Below are 11844 nucleotides of genomic sequence, written 5' to 3' on the forward strand. Positions count from 1 at the left end.
GCCATGACCGCCCTCAAGCAGAAGCAGGATCTCGACGCCGAGGCGCCGCGCGGCATCTCGCCGGTGACCCCGTCGGGCGTCGAAGCGCCCCGCGTCGTCACCGCGGACATGGTGCCCCACGGCGCCCCGGAGCTGCCGGGGGACTATCCCTTCACCCGCGGCATCTTTCCCGACGGCTTCCGCGGTCGCGCCTGGACCATGCGGCAATATTCCGGCTTCGGCACCGCCGAGGAATCCAACGCGCGGTACCAGTTCCTGCTGCGCGAGGGGCAGACGGGCCTGTCCGTTGCCCTCGACCTGCCCACCCAGTGCGGCTACGACCCCAGCGATCCCATGGCGCGCTCGGAGATCGGCAAGGTGGGCGTCTCCCTGTCGAACCTCTCCGAGATGGAGATCCTGTTCGACGGCATCGACCTTGCGAAGATCTCCACCTCCTTCACCATCAACGGCACGGCGGCGCTCATCTACGCCATGTATGTGGCCTGCGCTGAGCGGCGCGGCATAGATCCGGCGCTGCTCACGGGCACCATCCAGAACGACATCCTGAAGGAATATGTGGCGCGGGGCACCTGGATCTTCCCGGTGCGGCCCTCCATGCGGCTCACCGCGGATTCCATCCTCTACGCCAACAGGACGACGCCGCGCTTCAACCCCATCTCCATCGCCGGCGCCCACATGCGCGATGCCGGCTGCAACGCGGTGGAGGAGATGGCCTACACACTGGCCAACGGCCTCGCCTATGTGGACGAGCTGCTGCGGCGCGGCGGCAATGCGGAGAAGTTCGCCAAGCGCCTCTCCTTCTTCTTCTACGTGCACATGGACCTGTTCGAGGAGGTGGCGAAGTTCCGCGCCGGCCGGCGCATCTGGGCGGAGATCATGAAGACGCGTTACGGCGTCACCGATCCGAAGGCACAGATGTTCCGCTTCGGCGTGGTGTGCGGCGGCTCCTCACTGGTGGCGCCGCAGCCGCAGAACAACATCGTGCGGGTCGCCATCGAGACGGTGGCGGCCGTGCTCTCCGGTGCCCAGTCCATCTTCACCTGCGCCTATGACGAGGCGTTCCAGATCCCCACCGAGACCTCCGCCGAGATCGCCCTGCGCACCCAGCAGATCGTGGCGCTGGAAAGCGGCGTGGCGCGCAGCGTCGATGCCCTGGGCGGCTCCCACTACGTGGAGTGGCTCACCGACGAGATGGAGAAGCGCATCCGCGAGCGCATGGACGAGGTGGAAGCCTATGGCGGCGCGGTCAAGGCCATCGAGGACGGATGGCTGCAGATGCGCGTCGCCCAGCGCGCCCACGAGCGCAAGCGGCAGATCGATTCCGGCGCCTTCCCGGTGGTGGGGCTCAACGTCTTCCGCAAGGAGGACGAGGACCGCGGCGCCGTGGAGGTGTTCCGCATCGACCCCAAGGCGAGCCGCCGCGTGGTGGAGAAGTACGAGGCGGTGATGGACCGGCGCGACAATGCCGCCGTCTCCCGCGCCCTCGACCGGCTCGGCGCCGCGGCCGCCGACGACGGTGAGAACATCATGCCGTACCTCGTCGAATGCTGCCACGCCTACGCCACCGTCGGTGAGATGGTGGCGCGGCTCAAGGCCTGCTGGGGCGAGTTCCAGGAGCCCATCCGGCTATGAGCGACATCCTCGAAACCCCCGCTGCTTCCACCGCTCTGCTCAAGGGCAAACGCATCCTGGTGGCCAAGCCCGGCCTCGACGGCCACGACGTGGGCGCCAAGGTGATCGCCCTGGCGCTGCGCGATGCGGGCGCGGAGGTGATCTATACGGGCCTGCGCAAGAGCCCCGGCTTCATCGCCCGCGTGGCGGTGGACGAGGACGTGGACGCGGTGGGCCTGTCCATTCTCTCCGGCAGCCACAAGGAATTGGTGGCCGAGTCCATCGCTGCGCTGGCGCAGGAGGGGGCCTCGGCCATTCCCGTCTTCGTGGGGGCACCATTCCCGCGGAGGATGTGCCGGCTTTGCTCGAGCTCGGCGTCAAGGCGGTCTTCACCGCCGACATGAAGCTCGACGACGTGGTCGCCGAGGTAGCCGCGGGCCTTCAGGAAAATCCGGCATGAGCGGGCCCCTCACCGGAATCCGCATCATCGAGGTCGGGCACATGCTCATGGGCCCGTACAGCACCATGCTGCTGGCGGATCTGGGGGCAGACGTCATCAAGGTGGAGCCGCCCGAGGGTGATATCGGCCGGCGCATCAGCCCCCACACCATCGGCGGCCATAACGCCTATTTCGCCAGCCTCAACCGCAACAAGAAGAGCATCGTGCTCGACCTCGCCAGCGGCGAGGGGCAGCGCAAGCTGGGCGACCTGGTGGCCGGCTCCCATGCGCTGCTCACCAACCTGCGGCCCTCCGCCATCCGCAAGCTGGGGCTCACCTACACGCACCTGAAGCGCTGGAACCCGCGGATCGTCTGCGTCGCTCTCACCGGCTACGGCCTCGACAGCCCCTATGCGGAGCGGCCCGCCTACGACTACGTCATCCAGGCGCTCACCGGCATCATGGCGCTGACCGGCGAGCCCGACGGCCCGCCGGTGAAGACCGGCTATTCGGCCGTGGACAATTCCGCCGGCATCATGGGGGCGCTGGGGCTCGTGGCGAAGCTGCTCGAAGGCAAGGGCGGGCAGGTGGACATCGCCATGTACGACGTCATGCTCTCCCAGCTCAACTACATCGCCGGCGCCTGGCTCAATGCCCGCGAGCCGGCGCGGCGCATGGATCGATCCGCCCACCCCTACATCGTCCCCGCGCAGATCTTCCCCACCCGCGACGGCTGGATCGCGCTCTTCATCACCCATGACGACTTCTGGCGCCGGTTCGCCCAGGAGCTGGGGCAGGGGCACTGGCTGACCGATCCGCGCTTCTCCACCATGGATGCACGCCGAGCCAACCGCGACCTGGTGCTGGCGAGATCGAGGCAGCGCTGAAGGGCGAGGGGACGGACGACCTGGTGCGGCGCCTGTCGGCGCTGGGCGTGGTGGCGGCCGGCGTCGAGACCCTGGAGCAGGCGCTCGCCAGCGCGCATACCGCCGCGCGGAACATGGTCGCCCACGTGGATTGCGGCGGTGCCACCATCCGCATGGTGGGCAATCCCATCAAGGTGATGGGGGCCAAGGAGCATTTCGCGCCGCCGCCCCTGCTGGGCGAGCATGACGACCTCGCCGATGGAGGGCACGCGGCATGAACGTGGCCCCGCGCACCCCGATGCTGGATCGGCGCGCGCTGGGCCGGGCGCTGTCGCGCGCCGCCGATGCCGCGGTGGCGGACATCCTCAAGGCATCCCGTGGCGAAGGCGGGCACCTGGCCCGCCGCATCGGCGTGACCGGCCCGCCGGGTGCCGGCAAGAGCACGCTCATTGCCGCACTGGCCCGCCATCGCCTGGCCCGCGCCGGCCGGGTCGCCATCGTCGCCATCGATCCCACCAGCCCCAAGACCGGCGGCTCCATCCTGGGCGACCGCATCCGCATGGATGCCCTGGTGGACGATCCGCGCGTCTTCATCCGCTCCATCGCCAGCCGCAGCGCCACCGATGGCCTGGCCGACAACCTGCCCGAGATCCTCGCCGTGTTCGATGATTTCGGCTTCGACGAGATCATCCTGGAGACCGTGGGCGTCGGCCAGTCGGAGTTCGCCGTGCGCGAGCTGGTGGAGGTGGAGCTTCTCGTGCTCTCCCCCGGCGCCGGCGACCAGATCCAGGCCATGAAAGCCGGCATCCTGGAGACCGCCGACATCTATGTGATCAACAAGGCCGACCAGCCCGACGCCGCCAAGGTGGAGGCGGAGCTGAAGGCGACGCTCGCCCTGACCTCCCCTGGCGATCCGCCGGCGGTGCTGCGCGTGCGCGCCGATGCGGGGGAAAATATCGCCGCCCTCGACGACGCCATCGAGGCCGCCGCGGCACGCCAGGCCGCGGACGGTGACGGCGCGCGGCGCCGGCGGGCGCGCCAGAGGATCAAGGGCCTCGTCTGGCGCCAGCTCACGCGGATCCTCGCGGATCTGCCGCAGGAGGCGTTCGAGGAGCCGCTTCCCGACCTTTACGCCACGGTCCTGTCCGGCCTCGCCGAAGAAGGGGCCGCCTGAAGTCGAACCATCGCGCCAAACGCCGGAAAACAGGCGCGCAATTAGACTGCTGCCGAGCGGCACCGCAGGTCAATAAGACGTCCTCTAATAGGGGGAGGAATTATGAAGATGAAGCGCATGGTCATGGCGCTCGCTCTGCTCGCGAGCGCGGGAATTGGTCCGGCTGCGGCCGGAAATGGGGCGGTCAAGATCGGGGTCCTGTCCGATATGGCCGGGATCTACTCCGACATATCCGGCGCGGGCGCGCTCATCGCCGCCCAGCTCGCGGTGGAGGATTTCGGCGGCAAGGCGCTCGGCAAGCCCATCGAGCTCGTCTCCGCCGATCACCAGACCAAGCCCGACGTGGGCCTCGCCATCGCGCGCCGGTGGATCGACAGCGAGGGCGTGGACGCCATCGTCGATGTCCCGGTCTCTTCCATCGGCCTGGCCATCCAGGCGCTCACGCTGGAGAAGGACAGGATATTCCTGAACTCCTCCGGCGCCGCCTCCGACTTCACCGGCAAGGCGTGCTCGCCGCTGGCGTCCCAATGGCCGCACGACACCTATATCATGGGGACGAGCGTCGGCCGCGCCGTGGTCCAGTCGGGCGGCAAGAGATGGTTCTTCCTGACGGCGGACTACGTATTCGGCCACAATTTGGAGCGCGACACCATGGCGGCCGTCAAGAAGGCGGGCGGAACCGTGCTCGGCTCCGCGCGCCATCCACTCAACACGCAGGACTTCTCCTCGTTCCTGCTGCAGGCCCAGTCATCCAAGGCCGATGTCATCGGGCTCGCCAATGCGGCCGGGGACACCACCCAGGCGATCAAGCAGGCGAGCGAGTTCGGCCTGAGCGCCGGCGGCACCCGGCTCGCGGCCACCCTGCTCTTCATCACCGACGTCCATGCCATGGGGCTGAAGATTGCGCAGGGCACGGTCCTGACCGAGCCGTTCTACTGGGATCTCGACGACAGCAGCCGCGCTTGGTCCAAGCGCTTCATGGCGAGGATCGGAGGCAAGGCGCCCGGAACGCTGCAGGCCTCGGTGTACAGCTCCGTCCTGCATTATCTCAAGGCCGTAGAGAAGGTCGGATCCACCGACGCAAGGAAGGTCTCCGAGGCCATGAAGGAGATGCGGATCAGCGACGCCCTCATCAAGGACGGCTACATCCGGGCGGATGGACGGGTGATGCGGGACTATTACCTGTTCCAGATCAAGGCGCCGGAAGAATCAAAGTACCCATGGGACTATTATAAGCTCATCTTAAGGATACCGCCGGAGGAGGTCACCCGTCCCCTGTCCGAAGGTGGCTGCCCGCTCGTCACGGAGGCAAAGGCCAGCCCGGCCAGATGACAGGTGGACGAGCGGGAGAGCGGAAGGATGGCTGGCCTCAGCCGTCCCGCCGCCGGGCCCGTCCACGACACAGGCGGGGACCAGCCCCGCCGCATAGGAGAGGCGAGGATGAACGCACACCAGCACTTTATCGGCGCCGCCTGGATGGGCGCGCCGCCGGACCCGTCCACGACACAGGCAGGGACCAGCCCCGCCGCATGGGAGAGGCGAGGATGAACGCGCACCAGCACTTTATCGGTGGCGCCTGGATGGGCGCGCCGGCGACGCTTCCGGTGATCAACCCTTCCGACGGGCGCGTGATCGGGGAGATTGCCCGCGGCGGCAGCGCCGAGATCGGGCAGGCCGTCTGCGCCGCCGAAGCCGCCATGGCGGGCGAATGGGGTGCCCTGGAGGCGGCCGCGCGCGGCCGCCTCCTCAGCCGGCTCGCCAACCTCATCGGCCGCGACGCGGAGCGGCTCGCCCGAATGGAAAGCGAGGACGTCGGCAAGCCCTTGTCGCTCGCCCGCAACGACGTGAAGGTCTGCGCCCGCTATTTCGAATATTATGGCGGCGCCGCCGACAAGGTCCACGGCGACACGATTCCCTTCTTCAACGGCTATACGGTCGCCACCGTCTACGAGCCGCACGGCGTCGTCGGCATCATCACGCCGTGGAACTATCCCCTGCAGATGAACGGCCGCGCGGTCGCCCCGGCGCTCGCCATGGGCAATGCGGTGGTTCTCAAGCCGGCCGAGGACACCTCGCTCACCGCCCTCGCCCTCGCGGAGCTGGCCGCCGAGGCGGGCTTCCCCAAGGGCGCCCTCAACGTGGTGACGGGGCTCGGCGAGGAGGCCGGCGCAGCGCTCGCCGCCCATCCGGGCATCCACCATATCAGCTTCACCGGCTCGCGCGAGGTGGGCATTCTCATCCAGGCCGCTGCGGCGAAGAACGTCATTCCGGTGACCCTGGAGCTGGGCGGAAAATCACCGCAGGTCGTGTTCGCCGACGCTGACTGCGCCGAGGCGGCAAACGTCATCACACGCGCCATCACCCAGAATGCCGGCCAGACCTGCTCCGCCGGCTCGCGCGTCGTCATTGAGGATACGGTCTACGACCGCTTCACCGCCGAGCTTACCGAGCGTTTCCGCGCGCTCAGGGTCGGTACCGGAGACCAGGACCTCGACCTCGGGCCGCTCGTCAACCCGCAGCAGCATGCGCGGGTCGCGTCCTATCTCGATCTCGCCCGCCGGGACGGCCTGCGCATCCTCGCCGAAGGCAGTTTCGCCTCCAACCTGCCGCCGGACGGCTTCTATGTGAAGCCGACCCTTATCGGCGACGTGCCGCCGGACCACCGGCTCGCGCAGGAGGAAATCTTCGGGCCGGTTCTCGTCGCCATCCGTGCGAAGGACGAGGCGGACGCCATGCGCATCGCCAACAGCACCGAGTTCGGGCTCGTTGCCGGCGTCTGGACCGCCGATATCGGCCGCGCCATGCGTCTCGCCCACAAGCTGCGCGTGGGACAGGTCTACATCAACAATTTTGGCGCGGGGGCGGTGTCGAGCTCCCCTTCGGCGGAGTGAAGGGATCCGGACACGGTCGCGAGAAAGGGATGGAGGCGCTCCGCGGCTTCGGCTCTCTCAAGACCATCGCCATCAAACATGGCTGAACGCTACATCCAAGGGAATGAGGAGGACGACATGCGTCTGAAGGGCAAAGCCGCACTTGTGACCGGCGCGGCGCAGGGGTTTGGCTTCGGCATCGCCGAGACTTTTGCCCGCGAAGGGGCACTGGTTGCGCTCCTCGACATCCATCCCGACAAGGTGCGGGAGGCTGCAGCGGCGATCGGCGGGAGCGCATTCGCCGTGACGGCGGACGTGAGGAAGGCCGAGAGCGTGGACGAGGCGGTCAAGGAAGTCCTCGAGCGCGCAGGACAGCTTCATATCGTCGTCAACAATGCCGGCGTCACCCACCGCAACCAATCCCTGCTGGACGTATCGGAAGAAGAGTTCGACCGCGTGTTCGCGGTCAATGTGAAGTCGATCTTCCAGATGGCGAAGGCGGTCGTGCCCCACTTCCGGGCCCATGGCGGGGGCGTCTTCCTCAACATCACCTCGACGGGCGCCGTGCGGCCGCGGCCGGGGCTCACCTGGTACAACGGCTCCAAGGGCGCGGCAGAGGTGATCTCCAAATCCATGGCGGTGGAGCTCGCGCCCGACCGCATCCGCGTGAACGCGCTCGCGCCGGTGGCGGGCGATACGCCGCTGCTCACCACTTTCATGGGCGAGGACACTCCTGAGCGCCGTCGCGCTTTCACGTCCGTCATCCCCTGGGGCCGGTTCTCGACCCCGCAGGACATCGCCAACGCCGCCCTTTTCCTATGTTCGGACGAGGCCGATATGGTGACGGGTGCCGTGCTCACGGTGGATGGCGGACGTTGTGTCTAGAGCGGCGCCCGCACAAGCTGATCGCGCCGCAGGAGGATGCCGCAAAACTGATCGGCGGCCCAAAGTTCAAGTCGAGGACTTCGCTATGTGATCATGGGGAGCGCAAAGACATCCGCGACGCGGTTCGCGCTATGCGCGGACTTTCCCGACGGGGATCACGCTCCAAGGAAGGCAATCAGACGCAATGCTGGAAAAAAGCCGGCGTCTGCAAGGAGGGAGGATGTCATGTCCAAGACGTTGCTCAGGGGCACTCTTGCCGCAGTCCTGCTCGCGGGCCTTCCGCTCGCCGCGCCACTCGCGGCGAAGGCCGAGCCCATTACCCTCAAGCTCGCCCACCAATGGCCGCAGGACGAGAAGGACTATGTGGTGGCGGCCGCCGTCAAGTTCGCCAGCGAGGTGGAGAAGCGCACCAACGGTGAGATCAAGATCACCTTCTATCCCGCCCAGTCCTTGGCCAAGGCCTCCAACACCCATGTCGCCCTGAAGACCGGAACCGTGGACCTCGCCGTCTATCCCTACATCTATGCAGCCGGCGCCATCCCCGAGATGAACCTCATCCTGATGCCCGGCATCTGGAAGACCCATGACGACGTCTTCGCCTTCCGCAAGTCGGACGCGTGGAAGAAGATTGAGGCCAAGGCCGAGGCCTACGGCTTCAAGACCCTCTCCTGGATCCAGATCTCCGGCGGCGTCGCCTCCTCGGGCGCGCCCGTTCATGGGCCGGACGACGTGAAGGGCAAGAAGGTGAGGGCCGCCGGCAAGTATATGGAGGCGGCGCTGCATGATGCGGGGGCGACCCCGGTGTCCATGCCCTCGTCCGACAACTACAACGCCATGCAGCTCGGCCTCTTGGACGCCATGTGGACCTCCTCCTCCTCGTTCGGCGCCTTCCGCCTCTATGAGGTCTCCAAGGCCTACACCTCGCCGGAGGAATATTCGGTCTACTTCACCATCGAGCCCATCGCCATCAGCATGAAGACGTGGGAGAAGCTGACGCCCGCGCAGCAGAAGATCCTCATGGAGGTGGGCGCCAGCCTCGAGCCCGGCAGCCTCGCCGGCGCCAAGGAGGAGGACGCGCGGATCGCGAAGGAGTTCGCCGATCACGGCGTGAAGGTCACCAAGATGTCCCTCAAGGAGTGGGACAGCTGGCAGCCCTTCTTCAAGCGCAGCCACGAGAAGTTCAAGGCGGACTTCCCGCAGGCGGCGCCCATCCTGGACATGATGCTCGCCGGCAAGTCGTGAGCCGTGAAGCCATGAGCCAGGACACCGGCCGGCCGGCCAATCCACAAGGGGAGGGGGCGTCGACGGCGCCCCCTTTTATCGAGCGCCTCGCGGGGTTGGTCGTCGCGAGCGCGGGCCTCGCGGCCGGCGTCATCGCCGCGTCGGTGTGCTACGAGGTCTTCATGCGCTCGGTTCTCGGCTATTCCGTGATCTGGGTGGAAGAGGTCTCGGCCTATCTCATCGGCTACATCGTCTTCGTGGGCATGGGCGCCGCGCTTTACCAGGGCGCCCATGTGGAGGTCGATTTTCTCCTGGTGAGCCTGAAGGGGCGGGCGGCCAGCCGGTTGCGCTTATTCTGCGATCTTGCGGTGCTACTGCTGGCCGGCGTGCTGGTGGCCTTGAGCTGGGGCTATTGGCACGATGCCTTCACCAGCGGCGAACGTTCCGTGAGCATGCTCTCCGTCCCGCTCTGGATTCCCTACCTCACCTTCCTTGCCGGCAGCGTTCTCCTGTTCGCCTTCCAGGCGGCGAGGCTGCTCGGACGGCTCTGCTCCATGCGCCCGCGCGCGCAGGCGGCCCATCGCGAGGTGCCATCGTGACAGCGACCGCGGTCTTCATGTTCGGCGGCCTCATGGGCCTCATGCTGGTGGGCGTGCCGGTGGCCTTCGCGCTGTTCGCCATCGCCATCTCCACGCTGCTCATGGCGGGGGCGGGGATTGGTCGGCGCTGGGCCTGGTGCCCAGCACCATCTGGGATTCGGTCACCAACTTCACGCTCACGGCGGTGCCGCTCTACATTCTCATGGGTGCCATCATCGCCGCCTCCGGCATGGGCGCGCGGCTCTATTCGGCCATCGCCACCCTGTCTGCGGGGCTGCCCGGAAGCCTTGCGGTGGCCACCACCATCGCCTGCGCGGTGATGGCCGCCATCTCCGGCTCCAGCGTGGCCACGGCCGCCGCCATCGGTCGCTTCTCTGTCAGCGAGATGCGGCGCTTCGGCTATCGCGAATCCGATGCCTGCGGGGCGGTCGCCGCGGGGGGAACGCTCGGCATCCTCATTCCGCCGTCCATCCCCATGGTCGTCTACGGCGTCATTGCGGAGGAATCCGTCGGCAAGCTGTTCATGGCGGGCATCCTGCCGGGCCTGCTGCTGGCGCTGCTGTTCGGCGCCTACCAGATGTGGCTGGCCCGCGCGCGGGTCTCCGCCTTGGCCCAGAGCGCGCACATGGGGCCGATCAGCCTTTCGGACCGGGCGCGGGCCCTGGTGGAGATCCTGCCGGTGGCGGCGCTCATCGCCATCATCCTGGGCTCCATCTATACGGGCATAGCCACGCCCACGGAGACGGCGGCCATCGGCGTCGCCGTCAGCCTGCTCCTGGCCTTCGGGCTCTATCGCGAGCTGGATTGGCGCAAGTGCCGTCTGATCCTCATGGAGACGGGCCGCGGCAGCATCATGGTGCTGGCCATCATCGCGGGCGCCATGCTGTTCGGCTATGCCCTCACCACCACCGATGTGGCGCCCACGCTCTCGCGGGCGGTGGCCGGCGCGAACCTGCCGCCGTGGCTGGTCTTCATCGCCATCAATCTGCTGCTGCTCTTCCTGGGCTGCTTCCTGGAGACCTTGTCCATCATCGTCATCACCACGCCCATCATCATCCCCATCATCGAGACATTCGGGTGGGACAAGGTGTGGTTCGGCGTGATCTTGATGATCAACATGGAGATGGCGCTCATCACGCCGCCCGTGGGGCTCAATCTGTTCGTGGTGAAGGGCGTGGTTCCTGAGGTTTCTCTCGGCCGGATCATTTCAGGCACCCTCCCCTACGTTTTGATCATGGCCTTGGCACTGGCCCTCGTTGCGGTCCTGCCGCAACTTTTGATCTGATCCCAAAAACAGCTTCGAACGCCTTTGCCTGACGGCCGGGCAGGCCACTCTCACCGGTATGATGGAAGAGGATGCGGCTCGGCTCTGCGGCCCTCGCCATGGTCGCGGTGGCGATCGGGAGGCTCATCGTTGGGGCAGAGCCAAGGGAAAGATCGTCTTTCACGGCGGCAAGGCCGAAGTCGAGCGCCCTCCCGTTCGTGCCCGTGACGGCGGTGAGATGCCCCTGCCGAGTTGGACGCCGGCGCTCGACGAGGATCTTCTCGGCCAATGGGCGCTCAATCTGATGCTGATGAACGTGTCGACCCGCCTGATCGGGGTTCAGCGGGAACCAATGCGCCCGCGACCTCGTCGGCGCGCACATTGATCCTGCTCAAAGCGGTCCTTTCATGCGCACCTATGATGAGGCATAGTTCGCCGGTGAGGCGATGAGGCATATGATCAGGCTCAGGTCCGCAGCGGGGTGGATGAAAGTGCTACCAGCGATCTTGGTGGCGCTGGCCATGCTGTTCGGGCCCATCGCCAGCGCCTATTCCGCGCCGTGCCACGACGACGAGGATCCGGCATACAGCGTTATGGTGGATCATCCGCACCAGATCGCTTCGCCCGATCCCGCGGATCATCATTCGGACGAGCCGACCCAACCCGCTGACCACGGAAAGTGCTGCAGCGTCTCCTGCAGTGTCTATGTGCCCGTGGCCGACGGCGCGGACCTGCACGTTCTGGATCTGACCTTTGTGCGAGAGCCCTTTGATCTCGCCAACCAGGCCGCAGACGGCCTGGCGGTTTTGCCCGGCCTCGATCCCCCGCGTTTCCAGAGCTGATAGCGGTCTCAACGCATTTCAGGCGTGAGGCGGACGCGCGAAGCGGCACCCCTTGAGGGGGCCGGTGCGTCGA

The 11844-nt window shown here is 67.0% G+C and carries 11 protein-coding genes and 2 pseudogenes; all 13 read left to right on the plus strand.

What is annotated here, in order from left to right; genetic code table 11:
- Positions 1-3: 3 nt before the first annotated feature.
- The 13 genes and pseudogenes from EZH22_RS28080 to EZH22_RS28135 all read left to right on the plus strand — a co-directional run bounded on the left by EZH22_RS28080 (position 4) and on the right by EZH22_RS28135 (position 11771).
- Complete coding sequence (locus EZH22_RS28080) at positions 4-1632, plus strand: acyl-CoA mutase large subunit family protein (protein WP_203193610.1); 1629 nt, start codon at positions 4-6, stop codon at positions 1630-1632.
- Positions 1629-2015, plus strand: coding sequence for a cobalamin-dependent protein (locus tag EZH22_RS28085; RefSeq protein WP_231711189.1), 387 nt, complete (start codon positions 1629-1631; stop codon positions 2013-2015). The genes EZH22_RS28080 and EZH22_RS28085 overlap by 4 nt, the downstream gene beginning before the upstream one ends.
- Positions 2016-2067: 52 nt before the next feature.
- The gene (locus EZH22_RS28090; protein ID WP_203193611.1) at positions 2068-2937 is read left to right on the plus strand and encodes a CaiB/BaiF CoA transferase family protein; all 870 of its coding nucleotides are present in this window, start codon (positions 2068-2070) and stop codon (positions 2935-2937) included.
- Between the two features lie 23 nt (positions 2938-2960).
- On the plus strand, positions 2961-3194 hold the full coding sequence (locus tag EZH22_RS32475) for a CoA transferase (RefSeq protein WP_203193612.1): 234 nt from the start codon (positions 2961-2963) through the stop codon (positions 3192-3194).
- A complete protein-coding gene (locus EZH22_RS28100) occupies positions 3191-4090 on the plus strand; it encodes an ArgK/MeaB family GTPase (RefSeq protein WP_203193613.1) in 900 nt (299 codons plus the stop codon). Before EZH22_RS32475 ends, EZH22_RS28100 begins: the two co-directional genes overlap by 4 nt.
- A gap of 108 nt (positions 4091-4198) precedes the next feature.
- Entirely contained in the window at positions 4199-5422 is a 1224-nt protein-coding gene (locus EZH22_RS28105) for an ABC transporter substrate-binding protein (RefSeq protein ID WP_231711190.1), read from the plus strand.
- Positions 5423-5619: 197 nt separating this feature from the next.
- Positions 5620-7067: pseudogene (locus EZH22_RS28110) on the plus strand (aldehyde dehydrogenase family protein).
- Between the two features lie 31 nt (positions 7068-7098).
- Positions 7099-7845: a glucose 1-dehydrogenase gene (locus EZH22_RS28115; RefSeq protein WP_203193615.1), complete on the plus strand. Its 747-nt coding sequence runs from the start codon at positions 7099-7101 to the stop codon at positions 7843-7845.
- Between the two features lie 225 nt (positions 7846-8070).
- The gene (dctP, locus tag EZH22_RS28120; protein ID WP_203193616.1) at positions 8071-9087 is read left to right on the plus strand and encodes a TRAP transporter substrate-binding protein DctP; all 1017 of its coding nucleotides are present in this window, start codon (positions 8071-8073) and stop codon (positions 9085-9087) included.
- An 11-nt stretch (positions 9088-9098) separates the two neighbouring features.
- Complete coding sequence (locus tag EZH22_RS28125; protein WP_203193617.1) at positions 9099-9665, plus strand: TRAP transporter small permease; 567 nt, start codon at positions 9099-9101, stop codon at positions 9663-9665.
- Positions 9666-9801: 136 nt separating this feature from the next.
- A complete protein-coding gene (locus EZH22_RS28130; protein ID WP_203193618.1) occupies positions 9802-10950 on the plus strand; it encodes a TRAP transporter large permease in 1149 nt (382 codons plus the stop codon).
- A gap of 10 nt (positions 10951-10960) precedes the next feature.
- Positions 10961-11266, plus strand: a pseudogene (locus tag EZH22_RS32125) (IS256 family transposase); the annotation flags it as partial.
- 148 nt (positions 11267-11414) lie between these two features.
- Positions 11415-11771 (plus strand): hypothetical protein, encoded by a 357-nt coding sequence (locus EZH22_RS28135; protein WP_231711191.1) that lies wholly within the window; start codon positions 11415-11417, stop codon positions 11769-11771.
- Positions 11772-11844 lie beyond the last annotated feature (73 nt).

It is taken from the genome of Xanthobacter dioxanivorans (assembly GCF_016807805.1).
Classification (GTDB): Bacteria; Pseudomonadota; Alphaproteobacteria; order Rhizobiales; family Xanthobacteraceae; genus Xanthobacter; species Xanthobacter dioxanivorans.